Source organism: Streptomyces sp. SX-6, assembly GCF_059089585.1.
On sequence record NZ_JBTHHU010000033.1, the window covers coordinates 20,898 to 41,693 of the forward strand.

At 70.7% G+C, this 20,796-nt stretch carries 9 protein-coding genes; 1 reads left to right on the plus strand and 8 read right to left on the minus strand.

All coding sequences use genetic code 11. The annotated features are described in order from the left end of the window. Positions 1-24 precede the first annotated feature (24 nt). The 6 genes from ACV530_RS29565 to ACV530_RS29590 all read right to left on the minus strand — a co-directional run bounded on the left by ACV530_RS29565 (position 25) and on the right by ACV530_RS29590 (position 15,021). Positions 25-1,299: an MFS transporter gene (locus tag ACV530_RS29565; protein WP_494335712.1), complete on the minus strand. Its 1,275-nt coding sequence runs from the start codon at positions 1,297-1,299 to the stop codon at positions 25-27. After that, a complete protein-coding gene (locus ACV530_RS29570; RefSeq protein ID WP_494335713.1) occupies positions 1,296-7,958 on the minus strand; it encodes an amino acid adenylation domain-containing protein in 6,663 nt (2,220 codons plus the stop codon). The genes ACV530_RS29565 and ACV530_RS29570 overlap by 4 nt, the downstream gene beginning before the upstream one ends. After that, a complete protein-coding gene (locus tag ACV530_RS29575) occupies positions 7,955-9,757 on the minus strand; it encodes an acyl-CoA dehydrogenase family protein (protein WP_494335714.1) in 1,803 nt (600 codons plus the stop codon). The genes ACV530_RS29570 and ACV530_RS29575 overlap by 4 nt, the downstream gene beginning before the upstream one ends. A 26-nt stretch (positions 9,758-9,783) precedes the next feature. Continuing rightward, on the minus strand, positions 9,784-11,286 hold the full coding sequence (locus ACV530_RS29580; RefSeq protein WP_494335715.1) for an amino acid adenylation domain-containing protein: 1,503 nt from the start codon (positions 11,284-11,286) through the stop codon (positions 9,784-9,786). A 64-nt stretch (positions 11,287-11,350) separates the two neighbouring features. Next, the gene (gene asnB, locus ACV530_RS29585) at positions 11,351-13,162 is read right to left on the minus strand and encodes an asparagine synthase (glutamine-hydrolyzing) (RefSeq protein WP_494335716.1); all 1,812 of its coding nucleotides are present in this window, start codon (positions 13,160-13,162) and stop codon (positions 11,351-11,353) included. Between the two features lie 47 nt (positions 13,163-13,209). Then, a complete protein-coding gene (locus ACV530_RS29590; protein WP_494335717.1) occupies positions 13,210-15,021 on the minus strand; it encodes a non-ribosomal peptide synthetase in 1,812 nt (603 codons plus the stop codon). 184 nt (positions 15,022-15,205) lie between these two features. On the opposite strand from ACV530_RS29590, the gene ACV530_RS29595 reads away from it, so the two are divergent. Next, positions 15,206-16,657, plus strand: coding sequence for an NAD(P)/FAD-dependent oxidoreductase (locus tag ACV530_RS29595; RefSeq protein WP_494335718.1), 1,452 nt, complete (start codon positions 15,206-15,208; stop codon positions 16,655-16,657). On the opposite strand, the gene ACV530_RS29600 is transcribed toward ACV530_RS29595, so the two are convergent. Both ACV530_RS29600 and ACV530_RS29605 read right to left on the minus strand, forming a co-directional pair. Continuing rightward, positions 16,652-19,555 (minus strand): FAD-binding and (Fe-S)-binding domain-containing protein, encoded by a 2,904-nt coding sequence (locus tag ACV530_RS29600; protein WP_494335719.1) that lies wholly within the window; start codon positions 19,553-19,555, stop codon positions 16,652-16,654. The genes ACV530_RS29595 and ACV530_RS29600 overlap by 6 nt on opposite strands. Before the next feature lie 12 nt (positions 19,556-19,567). Further along, entirely contained in the window at positions 19,568-20,734 is a 1,167-nt protein-coding gene (locus ACV530_RS29605; RefSeq protein WP_494335720.1) for a pyridoxal-phosphate-dependent aminotransferase family protein, read from the minus strand. Between the last annotated feature and the right edge of the window lie 62 nt (positions 20,735-20,796).

The window sequence follows — 20,796 nt, forward strand, 5'->3', positions numbered from 1 at the left end:
GTTTCTCTTCTTCGTTTCTCTTCTTCAGGTCTTCGGCCGCGCATGCGGCACGCTGTCGGTACCGGCAACTGCCGGTGCGGTGCGGCGCGGTGTGGTCACGCCGAACAGGAAGAGCGCGGTGGCCGCCGCCTGCAGCGAGACCAGAACACCCAACGCCGCGTGCAGCCCGGCCGATTGGGCCGTGGAGCCCGCCAGGATCCAGCCCGCCGTACCGCCGGCCAGTGCCATGGCGGTGGCGGCGGTCAACGTCTCGGATCGCGCCCCGTCCGGAATACGCATCAGCCGGACCGCGGCCACGGGAGCTCCGGACAGCCCGTTGAGGAATCCCACGACGAGCAGGCAGAGGACGAGCGCCGGCAGCGGCAACGGCAGCAACAGCGCCGCGAACGCCACACCCAGGGCCGTTCTTCCCGCACACGCCAGGACACGGGCGGACATCCGCCGCAGCGCGGGCCCCACCAGCAGGGTGCCGGCCAGCGCGCCACCGCCGAAGGCCGCCAGGAGGCCACCGGCGGTCACCGAGGAACCGTGATGTCCGGCCAGGGCGATGACGGGCAGCAGAGCGAAGAGCCCCTGCCAGGCCGTCTCGCCGAACGCGAGGCCCAGCGACCAGCTACCCAGCAGCCGGTCCCGCAGCATCGCCCGCAGACCGATGCCCAGCGAGGGACGGCCCGCCGAAGCCCGTGCCCGTACGGTCGGCACGAGGCGCCACAACACGAGTGCGGAGACGGCGAAACTGACGGCGTCCAGCAGGAGCACAGCCGGTGCGCCGAACGTCGCGACGAGCACGCCCGCCACCGCGGGACCGATCATCGTGCTGAGCCGGGTGGCACTCTGCAGCGCGGCAGTGGCCCGGCTCAGCAGGTTCTCGTCCTCACCGATTCCGGCCGCGGCCGACAGTACGGCCTGCTGGCTCGCCAGGTAGGGAGCGGTGAACGCTCCCAGCGCGAACATGACCGCTGTCAGCATGGCCATGGACAGGGCGCCGAGAAAGTGCAGCACCGGCAGCAGGGCGACGAGCGGCGCGCACACGAGGTCGCCGACGAGCATCACGCGCCGCGGCCCGAAGCGGCCCACCCAGGGTGAGCACAGCAGACCGGCCAGGGCGATGCCGGCCAGCTGCGCCGCCATGACCAGGCCCATGTCCCGGGGGGACCCGGTCAGTTCGAGCACCATCCAGGGGATGGCGACCGCGCTGAGCTGGGTCCCCAGCATCGAGGTGGTCTCGGAGAGGACCAGCCCCCGCAGAACGCGATTGTGCCGCAGCAGGGGCCGGACCGGCGTTCCGGGCTCCGTCATGCCCTGCCGGTCCTTGCCGAGTCCTCGTCGATGTCCAGCGAGGCGACAGCCTGGTCCAGCCGGTCGGGGATCAGCCGCAGAAGCCGTCCCAGCGAGGCGGCGAAGCGTTCGATGTCCGCACGGCCGACGCTGTCGCCCCGGTACGCGACCTGGGCGGACAGTCCTTCGCCGCCGAGCCGCAAGGACACGGTGACGGCGGTCTTGCCCGCGTAACCGGTGTCCTCGAGGCCGATCCGGACGGGCAGCAGCGGGCGCCCGGCCAGTGTCGGGGGGTTCTCCGGAACGGTCTCGAACTCCAGGGCCACGTCGCCCCAGGGGGTCCGGCCCGGCCTGCGGGCCGGACGAAGCCGCGCCAGGACATCCTCGAAGAGAGCCCCCGAGTGTTCCATCGCCTCCAGCGTCCCGGAGCGCATGGCGGCCAGCACGTCCAGCACCGTGTCGGCCTCACCGAGCCGCGAACGCAGCACGACGGTGTTCAGACACGGGCCGAACACGTCCGCCAGACCGGGGTCGGTACGCATGGCCATCTCACTGCTGATCACCACATCGTTCCGGCCCGTCCACCGGTGCAGGAGCATGACGAGCGCGGCACTGGCGATCATGTACGGTGACAGCCCGTGCTCGGCCTGCAGCGGACGCAACCGCGCCGTCAGGCCGGCCGGCAGCGGAACGCCGACCGCACCGTTCGGCCCGGGACGCCGTGGTGCGGTGAGACCGGCGGAGACCGGCGCCCCGGACAGCCGTTGCTCCCAGTAGTCCAGGTCGGCGCGGTCACGCTCGCTGCCCCGCCGGGCTTCTTCCGCTCTGACGAAGTCCCGGTACTGCACGGGCGCGATGCCCGCGGCGGACGGCTCGCCCCCGTCCCTGGCGAGCTCCGTCCCGGCGAGCTCCGCCAGCGCCTCGGCGATACCGTCGGCGAGGGCCCGGGCGTCCTGGGCCGCGACGCGGTGGCCCTGGAACGACAGGATGGGCGTCGGCACGCCGTCCTGCTCCACCACCGTCAAGGTGAGGGGGAACTTCGTCTCGTGGGACCAGAGAGACGGCGCGAAGAACGGTTCCAGCGCGGCATCGCCCACTACGGCGTGCCGGTCCCCGCGCAGGTTCATGTTCAGCAGGACGTCGACGTACGGAGTACGCCCCGCCTTTCGTTCCGGTTCGAGTTCGCGCAGTACTTCTTCGTAGGCCGCCCCGGCGTGCTCGAAGGCGTCCAGCAGCGTGGAACGCACGGCCCGCAGAACATCGGCCGCCGTATCCGTCCCGTCGGCGTCGGAACGCAGAACCACCGTATTGAGACAGGGCCCCAGCAAGCCTGCGGCCTTGGACCGCTCCCGGTCGGACACCGGCACACCCACCGTGAGTACTCGCTGTCCGGTCCAGCGGTGGAGCGCCCGGGCCAGCGCCGCGCCGAACACCATGAACCAGCTGACGCCGTGCCCCGCTTGTATCTGCCGCAGCCGTTCCACAAGACCCTGCGGCAAGGGGACGGCGACCGCTCCGTCAGCGCCGGGCTGTCGCGGAACCGGCAGATCGAGGAAGGCCGGTGCGCCCGCCAGCCGTTCCCGCCAGTACGCCAGATCGGCACGGTGCCGTGCACTGTCCCGTGCGCCTTCCCGGGCCCTGGCGACGTCACGGTATTGAACGGCGGGGGGCTCGGCCACGAGGCCGTCGCGAGCGGCCAGGTAGTAGCGCTGCAATTCGGAGAGAAGGACCGCGACGGATCCGCCGTCGATCACGAGATGGTGCAGGCACAGGAGCAGGGCCTGCCCCCGCGTGCCGAGGTCGGCCACCGCCACCCGCAGCAAACGCCCACTGGCCAGGTCGAACCGGCGCCCGGCGGCTTGATCCAGCCACCGTGCGAGCTCGGGGTCGGGCCGGTCCACGGTGGTCAGATCGAGCAACTCGATCTCCGGCTGCCATGGTTGGTTCAGCACCTGCCTCAAGGTCCCCGCGTCGGACGTGAACGCGGTGCGCAGGATCTCGTGGCCCGCGACGAGGCGGTCCAACGCACGCCGCAGCACGTCCACATCCAGCTTCCCGGCCGTCTTCCAGGCCAGGAACACGTTGTGCCCCGCCTGTTCGTCCATCAGCTCCGTCAGCATGATGCGCTGCTGGAAGGCGGTGACCTCGGTGCCGTCCGCAGCGGCCGCCACGGCCTGGCCGGAGGGGGCGGGGGCGGACGCCGCCAGCCGGCGGTCCAGCACTTCCGCGAGCTCCCGCAGCCTGGAGTGCTCGAAGAGGTCCTTCATCCGCAGACGGACCCCGAAGCGCTTGCCGATCAGATCCACCAGCCGGAAGGCGAGCAGGGAATGGCCGCCCAGCGCGAAGAACGAGTCGTCCCCCGACACCGACTGCACGCCCAGCAGTCCGGACCACAGTTCGGCGAGGACGATCGCCGTCGGAGACAGCGCGACGGTTTCGACGACGGTGCCGGGTGCCGTGACCAACGACCGTACGGCGCCGAGGTCGAGCTTGCCGTGTGCTGTCAGCGGGATCCGGTCGACCGTCCGGAACACCGACGGGACCATGTGCGGAGGCAGTTTGCGCAGGGCGTGCGTCCGCAGAGCGTCCACCGTCAGCTCGGCGTTGCCCTGCACGACGGCGACGAGCCGGTCGTCCTCGGCGACGACGACCGCGTCCTTCACCGCGTGATGCGCGCGCAGGCAGGCTTCGATCTCGCCGAGTTCGACGCGGTAGCCGCGGACCTTGACCTGGGAGTCGGACCGCCCGAGGAACTCCAGTGTGCCGTCCGGCCGGTAGCGGACCAGGTCGCCGCTGCGGTACAGCGTTCCGGTGCCGAAAGGGGAGGTGACGAAACGCTGGGCGCTGAGCTCGGGACGGTTCAGATAGCCTTCGGCCACTCCGGCACCACCGATGCAGAGTTCGCCCACGGCACCGACGGGCAGCAGCCTGCCGCCCGTACGCGGATCCAGGACCAGAAGCGTGGTCGTCGGAAGGGGTACGCCGATGACGCTCGTGTCGGCCTCCATGTCCGCACGCGTCACCGTGTGCACGCTCGCGTACACGGTGGCCTCGGTGGGGCCGTACATGTTCACCAGCCGCACATGCGGGAAGCGCTCCGACCACGGCCCGAGCACAGCCGGCTTGAGTGCCTCCCCCGCGAGGATGACGTACCGCAGACGGCTCAGGCCGGCCGGGGACCGAGGGGGCAACGCCAGGAGTCTGCCGAACGCGCTGGGGGTCTGGCAGGCGACGGTGACCTGCTCCTCCTGCAGCAACTCCCAGAACAGCCACGGGTCTTTCGCCTGTTCCTCGGAGACGACGACGAGCCTGCCGCCGTGCGAGAGACAGCCGAAGACCTCCCAGACGGAGACGTCGAAGGTGTACGCGTGGAACATCGTCCACACGTCGAACTCCGAGAAGGCGAACGGGAAGCGCTCGTTCTGGAGAAGCCGCGTCACATTTCTGTGGCTGATCACCACACCCTTGGGACGGCCCGTGGTGCCGGATGTGTAGATGCAATAGGCGGGGGAGTCCAGATCCGTCCGCGGCAGGGGCCGGGCCCCGGGGGCCGCGGCACCGGCCAGGAAGTCCCCGTCGAATACCCGCCCTTCGAACACCGACAGCCCCGGATGCGGTGCGGTGCGGTCGGGGACGACGACCCAGCGCGCTCCGGAGTCGGCGAGGATCAGTCCGACGCGTTCCGCCGGGGAGGCCGGGTCGACCGGGAGGTAGGCGGCGCCCGCGAGGAGAACCGCCAGGAGCATCCGGACCTGGTCCGCTCCTCGTGGCAGCACGAGCGCGACCAGGTCGCCCGCTCCGACGCCTTGGGCCAGCAGCCCCTGGGCCATGGCTTCCGCGGAGTCGAGAAGCTCGCGGTACGTGAGGTGCGTGTCCCCGGCGGTGAGCGCCACCGACTGGGGCCTGGCGAGGGCGCGTTGACGTATGAGCTCGTGAACGGGCGTCTCGGCGTAACCGGCTTCCGTGGCGTTCCACACGGCGAGCTGGGTGTGCCGTTCGGCCTCCGTGAGCGGCTCGGCCGCGCCGATCCCACGGTCGGGATGCTCCGTGAGCTGTGCGACGAGCCGCGTGTAGTGCTCGGCCATCCGCTGGATCTGATCGCGGTCGAAGCGGCCGGCGTCGTAGAGGATCCGGCCGCTGTGCCTCCCGGACTCGGGCCGAAGACACAGCTGCAGGCCGTGCCCGCCATGGCTGTCGATGGTCGGGGATCCGGCCTCGTAGGCGAACACCGCGTCGGGCAGCGCGGTCGGATCACTCCCGCCCGCGAGAGCTGCCTTCGCCGTTTGCGCCGCAGTTTCAGCGACCAGGTCGGTGAAGGTCTTGCCGACCAGCGGGCACAGCTGCACCGGAAGCAGCGTGCCAGGTTTGCGGACGGCGACCGGCAGCTCTTCCCTGCCGGTGTACCAGCCGAGGAGCGCCGCGAAAGCCGCGAGGAGCACGTCGGACGTGCCGCACGGCGTCCCGTTCGCCGGAGCCCCGGTCCCGGGGGCATAGGGGAGGGTGAAGGAGACGGACTGCTGCTCGTAGCCGGTGCCTGCCGGGCGAGGCCGCCACTGGGGCAGTTCCAGTGGCTCCGAGGAGCGAACCGGGGACGCCGACGCCTCGGTGCAGAAGGAGTCCAGATCTCTCAGCAGGATGGCCGAGCACGCGCCGTCGTAGAGCACATGGTGGAGGCACAGGAAGAACACCTGGCCGTCTTCGCCGAGTTCGACGAGCGCCGCTGACAGAAGCCGCCCCGACTCGAGGTCGAACCGCTCGTGGGACGCGGTGTGCAGCCAGTCCCGCAGCGCGTGCTCCGGATCCGGCCGGTCGCGCAGGTCGATGTGGGAGAGCTCCGGCGCCCACGGCTGTCCCACCAACTGCCGCAGTTCGCCGTCCCGTTCGTGGAACGAGGTGCGCAAGATCTCATGCCGTGCCACCAGGGCCGCCAGCGCGTGCTCCAGTGCCGCCGTGTCCAGACCGCCGCCCGGGACCCGCCAGGCCAGGGGCACGTTGTAGAGGGCGCGTCCCGGCTCCAGGAGCTCGGCCAGCCAGATCCCTTGCTGGAAGCTCGACGCGGCGAACGTCTCCGGGGCCGCGGCGGTGGCGGGTTCCGGCACCTGTTCCAGGACCTGGCAGGTGAACTCCGACAGGTACGGGTGGTCGAACAGGGTACGGATCGACACGTCGCGGCCGAACCGCCGGGACACCGCCAGGACCAGCTGCTCGGCCAGCAACGAGTGCCCGCCCAGCTCGAAGAACGAGTCGTCGGGCTCGATGTCCTGGACTCCCAGGATCTCCTGCCACGTCTCGATCATTTCCGCGAGGCCGTCAACCGAGGCGGAGGGCAAGGCAAGTGGTTCCGGGGCGGCGGGGTGCGCGTTGTCCGCGGCCCGGGCCAGCACGCCGGCCAACGGGGCGTACGGATCCTCGGCGATGTCCCGCAGGATGGCCCGGTAGTCGTCGGACATGGCACCGATCCGGGTGGGCCCCACCGCACCGTTCGGGTCCTTCCACAGCACATGGGTGCCGGCGCTGTCCTCGCGCACCATCACGGCCAGCGGGAACCCGGCGCTGCTCTCCATGCCGAGCAGACTCAGGACGGCCGAGGAACCGGGCGCCTCCAGCCGGAGCCGCTGCACATCGACGTGGTCGCGCAGGCCCGCGTGCCAGAACTGGAAGACGGTCTGATGGGTGCGCGCATACGCCGCGGGCCCGGTCAGACCGGCCGCGCGCATGATGTCGGGGAGCGGCAGACTGCCGTGCCTCATGCTGTCCTTGACGCGGCTACGCACTCGCCGGAAGAGGTCCGCGTAGGTGTCCGACGGCTCGAGCGTCATCCTGACCGGCAGGGCGTTGACGAAATAGCCGACGCTGTCCCGCAGTTCCTCCCCGGTCCGTCCGTGATACGGCACGAAGACGAGCATGTCGTCGGCTCCGCTGTGCCGGCGCAGCAGTGCGCAGTACGCGCCGAGAAGGACGGTCACGTACGAGACGCCCAGCATCGTCGCGGAACCGCGCAGGGCTTCGGCGAGATCGTCGGGCAGCTTCTCGCTTCGGGCGACGTACTGTGGTTCGTCCACGCTCGGCGGCAAGGTGAAGTCGGGTGCGCCCGAGCCCAACAGGGTTCGCCAGTAGGCCCGGTCGGTATCGCCCGCAGCCGTTTCGACGAGCTCTCGTGAGCGGTCGGCGAACATCTTCAAGGGGGCGGCATTGTCCGCCGCCGGCAGCGGTTCGCCCGCGTAGGCGCGCGCCAGGGCATCGAGCACTATCAGGATCGACGCGCCGTCGTACACCAGGTGGTGCACCGCGATCAGCAATACGGTGTAGTCCGGACCGTGCAGGAGATCCACCCGGGCGAGCGGCCCCTGGCGCAGGTCGAACGGCACCTGCCACGCCAGTCGTATCGCCTCGTCGCGTTCCAGCGTCGTCGTGGATTCACGCACCGGAATCCTGGGGGCGTCCGACCAGTCGAGCAGGTGAACCCGGCCGTCCCGGGCGGGAGTCACCCGTGCACGCAACTGTGGGTATGCCGTGCCCACCGCGGCGACCGCTTCTTCGAGGCGTTCCCGGTCGATGCTGCCGTGCACGGCGAACGGCGTGGGAATGATGTGGATCCACTGGTCGGGGTCGAGCTTCCAGGCCAGCCACATGGCTTCCTGCCCGACGGAAAGGGGTACCTGCCGGCGTACCGGGTTCATGCGTTGTTCTCCTCTGGACGATTACCGGATGCCGCCTCGGTGACCGCGATGACGTCCCGGGCAAGGTGGTCGAGGCAGTGCCCGGTCAGCCATGCGGCGCTGACCGCGGGGGAGTTCACATCCGAACAGTCGGCGATTTTGCGCTTGAGGTCGGCGACACGATGCCTCGCCGCGGCACAGTAGACATCGGCCAGCGCCTCTCCCGAGCCGTCGCCGCCCGCGGACATCGTGGAGGCACGGGCCAACGTCAGTGATACGACCAGGAGTTCACGGGCCAGAGAAGCGAGATGTATGAGCACGCGTTCCTGCTCCAGCAGAGCGGAACGGTCGGGGTAGCGGTGGATCAGGTCCACGCAGATGCCCCGGAACGCGTGTGCCTCACCGGCCACCCAGCGCAGATGGTCCGCAGCGCGCTCGCCGAGTGCGCATCCTTCGAACTCGTCCGGGAGCTGCGCGGCAGCCGGCTCCGGTTCGGAAGTGCCGTCCGGCTCATGGTCGTAGTAGGAGAGGATCGACATTCTGGAAATCCAGTTGTCGATCTGGAAATCCACGCCTCCGGAGACCCGGAGATTACGCACATCTCTCATGAAGCGTTCGACCGGAAACGGTGCGGCTCCCCGGCGCGCCTTGCTCTGCGCAGTCTCGTAACCCTCGGCCCCCAGCAGCGACATGGTGCGGTCGATGATGTCCCAGCACAGGAGGGACGTGATGTTCTTGGCCGCGTTCTGCTCGAAGAGGACGTTCCATTGATGTCCGTTGTCCTCGGGAAGGAGACTCCATTGGCATACGGTCTCGATGGCGAATGTCTCCGCGAGGCATTCCGCCAGCTGTCGGCTCACCTCTTGGTAGTGCGCCAGGGGCCGGCCGTCTATCGTCCGCCCCTTGACGAATTCGCGTATCCACTGGACGCAGAGCTTGGACACGGCGAGGGCGGGTGCCCCCATGTGGTGCAGCCTGCCGCGTGTGACCAGCCGGCCTGTGGCCCGGGTCATGCGGACCTCGTGCTCGGTCTCGGGCTCGACCAGCATCTGCTCGGCCGGTACGCGAACGGCGTCGAACTCCAGCCAGCCATTGGGGAATCCTTTGATTCCCATGTACTCGTGCCAGTCGCCGTAGGTGACGCCGGGGCTGTCGGCACGGACGAAGAATTCGCGTATCCGCTCTTTGCCGCCCTCCCGCACCGTCGCCGACACGCCGATCAGTCCCGCGACGGGGGCATGTCCCGTGAAGAGCTTCCGCCCGGTCAGCAGGTAGGCGTCACCTTCCTCGGTGCGCTCCGCGACGGTGCTCCTTCCCCGGTTCCCGGCGCCCGCGGGCTCGGTGTCCGCGCTCGCGCTGAACCCGCCTGTCACCGCGTGGTCTCGCACGATGTCCCGCAGCGGCCCTTCGGGCAGCAGGGGAACGAAGGCGGGGGCGCCGAGTGTGTTCTCCAGGGCGATGGACACGGCGATGGGGACACACCAGCTTGCCGCGGCCTCCACCACGCGAAGGGTGTTGTAGTGCGACAACCCGTGCCCGCCGAGGCCGGCATCCAACTGGAGCCGGAAATATCCGCGTTCGGCGATCTCGTCGAGAAATCCGTCCGGCAGGCTGCGCCGCTCGTCCACTTCATCCGGGTCGATCCGCTCACGAAGGAGCCCCGTCATTCCTTCGATGAACTCGTCGCCGAGTTTCCGGTCCACCGGGTCCTGCACAGGGAAATCGCGAATGATGTCCCAGCGGAACCGTCCCTGGTACAGCTCCTCGAGGAAGCTCGGCCTGTCCGGATCGCTCGTCGCGTTGCGTGTTGCCTTCTTCATGTCTCTCCTTGGCCGGGTGCTTCGTGTCAGCGGTCGGCAAGAGCCCGCCGGTCGGTCTTTCCCGAAGGGTTGCGCGGCAGTTCGTCCAGCCGCACGAAACGTCCGGGCACCATGTGCTGGGGAAGAATCCTGTTCGCCTCGGCAGTGAGATGGGAGCGCAGGTCGGAGTGCGCGGTGTAATAGGCCGTCATCATCAACCCACCGACCCGGCTGCGGGCGCACACCACCGCCAGGTCCTGGACCCCGGAGATCCGGCGCAGGATGGTCTCCACTTCGCCGAGTTCGATCCGGTAGCCGTTGATCTTCACTTGGTCGTCGGCCCGGCCCGCATAGCAGAACACGTCGTGCGGAGTGCGCAGAGCGAGGTCGCCGCTTCGATAGAACAGCCGGGCCTCCTGGCCGGGCAGTGCCAGTGTGCGGAACCGTTCTTCGGTGAGTTCGGGCAGATTGAGGTAGCCCGCCGCCGTACCGGCCCCGGCCACACAGATCTCGCCGGTCTCTCCCTTGCCGACCGGAACCCCGTGCTCGTCCAGCACCTGGATCTCCCACCCGCCCAGTGGCCGGCCCAGATCCCTCGCGAATTCGCGTTCGTCCGCACCAGTGTCGAGCTCGGACGGCAGCAGCGTTCTCGTGCTGACGAAGACCGTCGTCTCGGTGATGCCGTAGGTGTTCACGAATTCGCATGACCGGCTGACCGCTTCCCGCCAGGCACGGATGTCAGCGACATCGACCGATTCGCCGCCGAAGATGATGCGGCGCATCTTCCGGGGCCGTTCCGGCATCGCCGCCACCGCCGCGGTCAGATAACGGAATACGGACGGCACGACGTTCATCACCGTCACCTGTTCACGGATCAGCAGCTCCGCTGTCGCGCGCGGGGACAGCGCGGTCTCGGCGGGAACGACCACGAGCGTGGCTCCGGTGGCCAGCGCACCCCACATTTCCCACACGGAGAAGTCGAAGGAACAGGAGTGGAAGAGCGTCCAGACGTCGTCAGGGGTGAAGTCGTAGCGCGCGCGGACCGCCTCCACCATGGCGCGGACGTTGCGGCGGCGTACTGCCACTCCCTTGGGGCGGCCTGTCGAGCCGGAGGTGTAGATGATGTAGGCGATGGCATCGGGATCGGGGGCGGCGTGGTCCCCGGTATCGGACGGGGACGCCGGGTCGAGCCGGTCGACCCTCAGCACCGGCGCCCCGGACAGGTCCTCGGGCACGGCCCGGTCGGACAGGACGAGCGAGACCGCGCTGTCCGCGGCGATGTACCGCAGCCGCTCGGCCGGGTAGGCCGGGTCCATGGGCACGTAGGTGTGACCCGCCGCCGTCACCGCGAGCACGGCGGTAACGACATCGGTGGTGCGGCCGAGATGCAGGCCGATCCGTGCGCCCGTACCCGGGCACCGGCTGCGGAGCTCTTCGGCCAACGCGCCGGCTTTGCGGGAGAGTTCGGCATAGGTCAGCGATCCGTGCAGGTCGCGGACAGCCGTACGGTCGCCTGACCGTGAGGCTTGGTGGGCGAACAAGTCGTACATGAAGGGGCTACCTGGTTCTCTCGGTGGGTTCGAGGTGGTGGTACGTACCGGCCGGCCGCACGGGTCAGAGCGTCACGCGCACGCGCAAGCGGCGCAGCCACGCGTCGAGTTGGAGGACCTGTTCGACGTCCGCACGTCCGAGCCATCCGCCGCGGTCCAGCAACCGGGGGTTCTCCGCGTACGAGACCGCCGCGGACCGGTCCAGCAGGGGGAGCACCGGTGCCGCCGAGTCGTCGAGCAGGGCCCGCAGCCGGGCGGTCAGCGCCGACTTGTAGGTCTTGTCGTAGGTGATCGGATAGGGCACCTTGGCCCGGGTGAGGACCGAACGCGGCACCAGGTCCGTGCCCACCGCGCGCAGCAGGCTCTTCTCCCGTCCGTCGAACGACTTCAGCTCGGCCGGCACGTTGTAGAGGAAGGAGAGCAGGCGGTGATCCGCGAAGGGGAACCGGACCTGCAACCCCGCGGCGGTACCGAGCCGTTCGGAGTGGTACACGGTCTGTTCCAGGAGGCGGGTGACGGTGAGGTAGTCCACCTGTCTCGCCAGCCGCTCGATACGCGAGGCGCCGGGACGGTGCGGGACCTCGGCGAGAGCCTCGCGGTACAGCCGGTCCACGTGGCCGGAGACATCGATCTCCTGAAGGAGGTCCTGCCGGAAGAGGCCGGTGCCGAGCCCATGGGGCATGCCGAACGCGCGCGCCCGCTCGACCCAGGGGAACGAAGTGAGCACACGGTCCGCGTCGATCTTCCCGCCCAGCCCGCCGAACAACGCGTCGGCCGCCTCACCGCTGAGCGCCACGGGTGTCCGCCGGGCGACCCGGAGACTGAACAGGTACGGGCTGGAGTTCTTGTCCCCGAACGGAGTCGGGTGGTCCTTGGCGGCCAGGGCGGCGGCCAGCAGGGACGGTTCCGTCAACTCATCGGGGTACACGGTGACTTCTTCGTGCTCGCAGCCCCAGAACTCGACCACTTCCTGTGCGTACGGCCTGTCCGGGACCGCCGCGGCGGACCGGCCGAACGCGACCGTGAAGGTACGCGGCGCACGGCCGGTGTGCTCCGCCACCAGTCCGGTCAGCACGCTGGAGTCGAGGCCGCCCGAGAGCAGCACCGCGGGTTCGGCGTCGTCCCGCACCTCCCGGGCGACGGCGTCGTCCAGTAGGTCCCGCACGTGCTTGACCGTGTCTTCCAGGCCGAGGTCGTGCGGCTGAGCCTGCAACGACCAGTAGCGCCGCTGTTCCTGACGGCCTGCCGTACAGCGCACGACGCATCCGGGGACGACCTCGCGGAATCCCCGCAGGGCTCCGTGGCCCTGGCCTCGGAGCTGGGTCAGCAGAGCGCACAGCCCGTCGGCGTCCAGTTCGGCCTCGACCAACGGGTGAGCGGCCAAGGAAGCGACTTCGGAGGCGAACACGACACCACCGGCGGTCGGCACATAGCCGAGCGGCTTGATGCCCAGGCGGTCCCGGCCCAGCACGAGTTCCCCGGTACGGCCGTCCCATACCGCGAACGCGAAGGCGCCCTCCAGCCGTTCCGCGGCCGCGAGTCCCCACCGCAGGTAGGCGTTCAGTACGGCCTCGGCCTCCGGACATCCGCCGCCGAAGGGGCGTTCGGCACCGGTGGCGGCCCTCAGGTCCGTCAGGTTGTGCACGTATCCGTCGCAGACCGCCACGATCGGCCGCCCGTCGCGTTCTGCCGTGGCGGGGCCTCGTCCGGCACGCTGCGAGGAGCCCTTCCGCTGGGCGATCATGGCGTGTTCGCCCAGCCACTTGTCCTTTCCTCCCGCGCCGCGGGCGGCTGCTCCGGACATGAGGACGGCAGCGGGTGGGCCTTCGACGCGCAGGCTGCGTTCGGTGTCGGACCAGCCGAATATTCCAGACATGTTTTCCTCAGAGCTCCGGTGGGGGAGCCGTGTCGGGGACGGGAAGGTCAGCTCGCGGCACGCCGGTTACGGAGCGCGGTACGCGTCCGCCTTGCCCGGACGGCGTCCTCCTGACCGGCGGCCGGCAGCGGGCGCTCGGTCCGGCGGGCGAGGTGGCGGGCCAGTGCGGCGATCGTCGGGTGCTGGAAGAGGGTCACCAGGCTGATCTCCTCGACGGCCAGCTCGTTGAGCCGGGAACGCACGGCGGCCAGCATGGACGAACTGCCGCCGGCGTCGAAGAAGTTGTCGTGGACCCCTATGTCGTCCACACCCAGGACATCCAGCCAGATGGACACCAGCTGTGCTTCCAGGCCGTCGCGCGCCGGTGCCGCTGTCGTGCGCCGGGTCCGGGTATGGGTGTCGGGTGCGGGGAGGGCCGCCCGGTCCAGCTTGCCGCTGGCGGTGAGCGGCATCTCCGTCACCGCGACCAGGGTTTCCGGCACCAGATGGGCCGACAGACGCTCGGCCAGGTGTGCGCGCAGGTCGTCGGGGACGGTGCCGTCGCCCGTGACGACGTATCCGGTCAGCCGCTGGGTGCCGTCGGGGCCGGGCCGGGCGGCGGCGGCCGCCTGAAGGATCCCGGGGTGGGCCTCCAGGGCGGCCTCCACCTGGCGCGGCTCGACGCGGTAGCCGTTCACCTTGAGCTGGTCGTCCAGCCGGCCCAGCACTTCCACGGCCCCGTCCTCGCGCAGCCGGGCCCGGTCACCGGTGCGGTGCATCCTGGCGCCGGGGCCGGGCGCGAAGGGGTCGTGGACGAACCGTTCCGCGGTCTGGTCGGGGCGGCCCAGGTATCCCTGCGCGAGTCCTGCGCCGCCGATGTAGAGCTCGCCCGTTCCACCGGGCGGTACCGGTCGCAGATCCGCCGAGAGGACATACGCCCGGACACCCGGGAGGGGACGGCCGACCGGCACCAGCGGTGCGTCGAAGTCCTTCTCGACCTCGTGGACCAGGGAAGTGATCACCGTCTCGGTCAGGCCGTAGGCGTTCATCAGGCGCACCCCCGTCCACCGGCTCCAGGTGGCCACGGCATCCGCGCTGACCCTCTCGCTGCCGACGACGAGCAGGCGCAGCGAGGGGACGGGAAACGGCTCCGCCGGGTCGAGCGCCGCACTCCAGCGCTGCCAGTAGCCGGACGGGAGGTTGGCCACCGTCACTCCACCGCGGTCCAGACAGCTCGTCAGGTCCGCGGGTGACGGCGGGTCAGGACAGAGGACGACGCACCCGCCGGCGACGAGAGTCGGAAAGATCTCCTCCGCTGCCACGTCGAAGCCGATGCTCGCGAACTGCAGTACCCGGTCCCCGGGCCGGAGTTCCAGCACGCTCGCCATGGCCCTGGCGTGACCGGCCAGCGCGGCATGCGATACCGCGACGCCTTTCGGCTCGCCGGTCGAGCCCGAGGTGAAGATGACATAGGCGGTGTCCTCCGGGCGGACCCGCGGCGGCGTGAAGCCGGTTGCGCACCCCTCACCGAGGTCCTTGGGGCACAGGCGAACGACCGTTGCCGCGCTCGCGGGCAGCCGGACGCCACCCTCCTCGACAGTCACCAGGACACGGCTGCCCGCCTGTGCCAGCAGACGGGCCGACTGCTCGCCGGAATTGCGCGGATCGAGAGGCAGATAGGCGGCCCCCGCCCGGAGCACCCCCAGCAGAGCCGGCACCAGTTCGATGCCTCGTGGCATCGCGACACCGACAGTGTCGCCGGGGGCCACCCCCGCCGCGGTCAGCCGGTGCGCGACCGCGTCGGCCCGGACGTCGAGTTCCGCGTAACTCAGCGTGGTTCCCGAGGAGTCGACAGCGACAGCGTCCGGACTGATGGCCATCCGCTGAGCTATATCAGGCAAAAAGGACATGGCTTTCTCTCTGTTCGGGGCATTCGCTTCGGAACCTGGGGCGGCGCCCGTGTTCGCGCAGGCCAGAGCCTCAGGGGAGGTGATCTCCAACCGGTCAACGTCCGATAAACGCACGTGCGCGATTGCCCTCCGGGAATCGGGAATGGTGAGGGGCATGACAGTCGATGTGGTGATCGTGGGGAACGGCGTGCTGGGCTTGTCGGTTGCCGTGGAAACGGCGTCGAAGGATCGAGCCCTGCGCATTGCCGTGGTCGGCCCGGAGACGCGCCCCGGGGCCGCTTCCGTGGCGGCCGGAGCGATGCTCAACTGCTTTGCCGAGGTCACGGGGCGTACCGATGAACATCCCGCGTTCCGGGCGAAGTTCGCGCTGGCGCGCGACGCGGCTCGCCTGTGGCCGGGCTGGCTGGAGCAACTCGCGGAGACGGCGCGGCACGCGGCGGTTCCGGTCGGGAGCACCCGGGGGACGCTGGTCGTGCTGGGGGCGCGCTCCACGGGTGACGGCGTGGGCAGCATGCGGGCGATCCGGGCGGCCGCCGAGGAGCACGGCGAGCCGTTCCAGGACGTGGACCCCTACGGCATCGGCTTCTTGGAGCCGGAGGCGGGTGACCAGCCCGTGGACGCGCTGTACTTGGAGAACGAGGGGGCGCTCGACGCCCGGCGCGTGATCGCGGCCCTGGACGCCGCCGCGTCCGGGCTCGGCGTCACACGCGTCGCCGGTGAGGTGGCATCCCTGGTGACGGCCAAGGACGCGGTGACCGGAGTGCGGCTGTCCTCCGGAGCGACGCTCCCCGCGGGAGCCGTTGTCCTGGCGGCGGGCGCGGCGACCGGGCGCCTGATCGGGCAACTGCCCGTGGGAACGGTGCAGCCGGTGCTGAACGGTACGGGCCTCGCCCTGGAGACCCGGCGTGTGCGGGGCGAGGCCGTGCCGTACGTCGTGCGCACGCCCACCCTCGCGGGCGGCTGCGGGCTGCACGTGGTGCCGCTCGGGGACGGGGTCGAGTATCTGGGCGCGACCAACCACGTGCGCGTCGACGTGCCTGACGGACCACGGCTGGGCATGGTCCAGGCGCTGTTGTCCGGCTGCGTCGCGCAGTTCGACCGGAACATCGCGTTCTCGGCCGTACGGCGCTGGCACTACGGCCTGCGGCCCGTCACGCTGGACACCTTCCCGCTCCTGGGCCGCGCGCCGGTGCCGGGCCTGTTCTTCGCGACGGGGACCTACCGGGACGGCTTCCACGGCGCCCCGGCCATCGCCCGCCACCTGGCCGGGCTCCTGACCGGCGGCGCCACCCCTGAGAATGATCCGTGCGCGGTCTTCACGCCCGGCCGGAAACCCATCGAGACGATGACGGTGGACGACGCGGGGGAGCGCTTCGCCGAGATGGCGCTCCTCGTCGCCGTGGAGCGCGGCATGCGGCTGCCGTACATCTTCGACACGGAGCCGATCGCCGCGGCGTGCCGGCAGTTGGCGCGCGAGTGCGTGGAGCGGCTGGGCGTCCCGGTCGCGCTGGCACCGGAGGTCCTCGACGCCGTGTCCGAGGCCGGCGCGGACCGGGTCCGGCAAGTGGCCGGCTATCTCGGAGCCGTGGCCGCCCGTCCCTCATAGAGTCGCGCGCATGATTTCCAGCGGGTGCCAGGCCCTTCGTCCTGTGCCGTGGAGGATCTGCTGGCGGCAGGAGGTGCCGGTGGCCACGATGACGGTGTCGTCGGGTTGGGCCCGGATCGCCGGGAAGAGCCGGTCCGCTCCTACGGCCATGGACAGTTCGTAGTGCTCGGACTCGTAGCCGAAGGAGCCCGCCATGCCGCAGCAGCCGGTGTCCGGTTCGATGACCTCGGCGCCGGGGACGGTTTTGAGCAGGGCGACGGTGGCCGCGGTGCCGACCTCGGCTTTCTGGTGGCAGTGGCCGTGGTAGAGGAGTCGCCGGCCGGCGGGCCAGGTGTCGGGGCGTGGCCGGAGGCGGCCGTCGGCGGTTGCTCCGAGGAGCAGTTCCTCGACCTGGCGGACCCGCCCGGCGAGGTCCTCGACGACGGGATTGCCGGGGTGCAGGGCCTGGTGCTCGTCGCGCAGGGTCATCAGACAGGAGGGTTCGCAGCCGACGACGGGCGAGCCGGGTGGTGAGGCGGCGGCGATGCGGTGGGCGAGAGCGAGGGAGTGCTTCCTGGCATCGTCGACCAGGCCTTTGGAGAGCGCGGCGCGGCCGCAGCAGCCGCCGTGTTCCAGGCGGACCGTCCAGCCGCAGTGTTCCAGCAGTTCGACGGCCGCGCGGCCGATGCCAGGTTCGGTGTAGGTGGTGAACGAGTCGGCGAGAAAGGTGAGTTGGCCCTGGGGTGCGGACCGCGCCGTGGGGGTGCGCCGACGGGACCAGCGTACGAGGTTGCCACGGGCGAAGACGGGCAGCGGCCGGTGCGGGGTGATGCCCAGGGCGTGGTCGAGCAGGGTGCGCAGCAGGGGGATCCGGCCGGGGAGGTTGGACAGGGGAGCGGTGGCGGAGCCGAGCCGGTTGAGGGTACGTGCGTCGGCGAAGAGGCGGGAACGGGCCGGGATGCCGTGCAGGTCGTGGTGGTGGGAGAGGGCCTCGGCCTTGAGGGTGGCCATGTCGACGCCGAGGGGGCATTCGCTCTTGCACGCCTTGCACATCAGGCACAGGTCGAGGACCTCGTGGAGCTGTTCGTCGCCCAGGGCGCGCCGGGGGTCGGGGGAGGAGAGCGCTTTGACCAGGGCGCCGGCGCGGCCGCGCGTGGAGTGCTGTTCCTCGCGGGTGGCCATGTAGGACGGGCACATGGTGCCGGTGTCCGTCTTGCGGCAGGCACCGATGTTCATGCAGCGGTCGGCGGCGCCGCGCATGCCGTCGACGACGGGGAAGGAGAGCCGGGTGCGCAGCGGTGGGGCGGGGACGAGCGCGGCGTCGCGCAGGTGGGCGGTCATGGCGGGGGCGTTGACGATCTTGCCGGGGTTGAGCCGGTTGTCGGGGTCGAAGAGGCGTTTGACCTGGCGCATGGCCTCGTAGAGACGGGGGCCGAAGATCTCCCGGTTGAACTCGCTGCGGGCCAGACCGTCCCCGTGCTCGCTGGAGTTGACGCCGCCGTATTCGGTGACCAGGTCCTTGATCTCCTCGGCGACGGCGCGCATGGTGCGGACCTGTGCGGGGTCGGTGAGGTCGATGAAGGGCCGGATGTGCAGGCAGCCGACGGAGCAGTGTCCGTAGAAGCCGGCGGCCAGGCCGTGCCGGTCGAGGGCGGCACGGAAGCGGCGGGTGTAGGCGGCGAGGTGGGAGGGGTGGACGGCGGTGTCCTCGACGAAGGCCAGAGGCCGTCGAGTGCCTTCTCCGGCGCTCATCAGCAGGCCGAGTCCGGCTTTGCGGACCTTGAGGAGTGCGGCCTGCCGGTCGGGGGTCGTGGCGTGCAGGGTGTGGTAGCCGTGGCCGTGGCGGGCCCACAGGGCGGTCAGTTCGTCGAGGCGGGTGCACAGTTCGTGCTCGTCGTCGCCGGTGAAGGCGACGAAGAGCAGGGCGCCGGGGTCGCCCTCGAGCAGGGTGCCCAGCGCGGCGTATTCGATCCTCTGCCGGGAGAGTTCGAGGATGGTGCGGTCCAGGAGCTCGACGGTGGCGGGGTCGCAGGCCAGGGCGTCCTCGGTGGCCTCGACCGCGGCGTCGACGGAGGTGAAGTGCCCGACCGCGATGGCGGTCCGGGCGGGGGCGGGTACGAGGCCGACTTCGGCGCGGGTGGTGAGGGCGAGGGTGCCCTCGGAGCCGACGACGAGCCGGGCGAGGTCGAAACGAGCGTCGCCCGCGAGCCGGTCGAGCCGGTAGCCGCAGGCGCGCCGCCAGAAGGCGGGGAAATCCTCGGCGATCGCCCGTGAGTTGGCGGTGAGGATGTGCGGGAGGTCGCGGTGGATGCGGCCGTCGAGAGTCGGCAGGGCGGCGCGGCGGGCGCGTTCGGCCTCGGTGACGGGGGCGAGGCGGGTGCGGGTCGCGTCGGAGAGCACGACGTCCAGGGCGCGGACGTGGTCGATGGTCATGCCGTGACGCAGGGAGCCGCTGCCGGCGGAGTTGTTGCCGATCATGCCGCCGATCGTGGCCCGGTTGCTGGTGGAGGTGTCGGGCCCGAACACCAGGCCATGGGCGGCGGCGGCCCGGTTGAGCTGGTCCTGGACGACTCCGGGTTCCACCACGGCGGTGCGGGCCTCGGGGTCGAGCGCGACGATGCGGTGCATATGGCGGGAGAGGTCGAGGACGAGGCCGTCTCCGACGGTCTGTCCGGCGAGACTGGTGCCCGCGCCGCGGGCCGTGACGGACACGCCGTGCTCGGCGGCCGCGGCGACGGCCGCGCGGACGTCCTCGGCGTGGCGGGGGAAGGCGACGCCGAGCGGGGTGATGGCGTACATGCTGGCGTCGCGGGAGTACAGATGACGGGTGTATTCGTCGAAGCGGGCCTCGCCGTCGAGGTCGCGGCGGAGCCGGCGGACGAGGCCGCCGGCCGTGCTGCTGCCGGGAGTTGAGGGCACAGGAGTCTCCGTTCAGGGGGCGCGGAGCAGGTCGAGAGCGGCGTCGAGTCCGCGCGGGTCGAGGGGGACGCCGGCGAGCTGGAGCCCCATCTGCACGCCTGCGAGGGTGCCGGCGAGCGTCAGGTCGCCGATCAGGCCGAGGTGTCCGATGCGCAGGACGCGCCCGGCGAGCCGGCCCAGCCCCGCGCCCAGGGACATCCCGAAGCGCTCCAGGATGACGGCGCGTACGTGATCGGCGTCGTGACCGTCGGGCAGGACGACGGCGGTGAGGGTGGCGGAATGCTCGCGCTCGTCGGCGCACAGCACCTCGAGTCCCCAGCCGCGTACGGCGGCCCGGGTGGCGGCGCCGTGCCGGGCATGCCGGGCGAAGACCTGCGGCAGGCCCTCGGCGTGCAGCAGGCGCAGGGCCTCCTCGAGCCCGTAGAGCAGGTTGGTGGCGGGGGTGCTGGGGAAGCGGCCGTGCCGGTTGGCCTCGATGACGGGGCGCCAGTCCCAGTAGGACCTGGGCAGCCGGGCGGCGCGGCCGGCGTCGAGTGCCTTGCCGCTGACGGCGTTGAAGCCCAGTCCGGGCGGGAGCATGAGGCCCTTCTGCGAGCCTGCCACCGTGACGTCGACGCCCCAGGCGTCGTGGCGGTAGTCGATCGAGGCGAGCGAGGAGACGACGTCGACGAGCAGCAGCGCCGGGTGACCGGCGGCGTCGACGGCCTGCCGGATCTCGGGGATGCGACTGGTGACGCCGGTGGAGGTCTCGTTGTGCACGACGCACACCGCCTTGATCAACCGGCCGCTGTCGGCGTCGAGTTCGCGGTGTACGGCCTCCGGGTCGGCACCGTGGCGCCAGTCGCCGGGCAGGAAGACGACGTCGAGGCCGAGGGAGCGGGCCATCCGCTGCCAGAGGGTAGCGAAGTGGCCGGTCTCGCAGAAGAGCACCCGGTCGCCGGGACCGAGGGTGTTGACCAGGGCGGCCTCCCAGGCGCCGGTGCCGGAGGCGGGGTGGATCACGACGGGGCCGTCGGTGCCGAACACCGGCTTGAGGGCGTCGAGCAGCCTCAGGGTGAGGGCGGCGAACTCGGGGCCCCGGTGGTCGATCGTCGGTGCCGCGATGGCGCGCAGCACCCGGTCGGGGACGTTGGTGGGGCCGGGGATCTGGAGGAAGTGCTGTCCGATGCGGGAGGCCATGACGATCAACTCCCAAGCGGTTGTGCCGTGTTACGGCACGCCGTACCGTGAAGAGGCATGCC

Excerpts from the sequence above, each read along its gene's own strand:
- ACV530_RS29565 (WP_494335712.1), bottom strand. The coding sequence starts at position 1,299 with ATGACGGAGCCCGGAACGCCGGTCCGGCCCCTGCTGCGGCACAATCGC.
- ACV530_RS29570 (WP_494335713.1), bottom strand. The coding sequence starts at position 7,958 with ATGAACCCGGTACGCCGGCAGGTACCCCTTTCCGTCGGGCAGGAAGCC.
- ACV530_RS29575 (WP_494335714.1), bottom strand. The coding sequence starts at position 9,757 with ATGAAGAAGGCAACACGCAACGCGACGAGCGATCCGGACAGGCCGAGC.
- ACV530_RS29580 (WP_494335715.1), bottom strand. The coding sequence starts at position 11,286 with ATGTACGACTTGTTCGCCCACCAAGCCTCACGGTCAGGCGACCGTACG.
- asnB (WP_494335716.1), bottom strand. The coding sequence starts at position 13,162 with ATGTCTGGAATATTCGGCTGGTCCGACACCGAACGCAGCCTGCGCGTC.
- ACV530_RS29590 (WP_494335717.1), bottom strand. The coding sequence starts at position 15,021 with ATGGCCATCAGTCCGGACGCTGTCGCTGTCGACTCCTCGGGAACCACG.
- ACV530_RS29595 (WP_494335718.1), top strand. The coding sequence starts at position 15,206 with ATGACAGTCGATGTGGTGATCGTGGGGAACGGCGTGCTGGGCTTGTCG.
- ACV530_RS29605 (WP_494335720.1), bottom strand. The coding sequence starts at position 20,734 with ATGGCCTCCCGCATCGGACAGCACTTCCTCCAGATCCCCGGCCCCACC.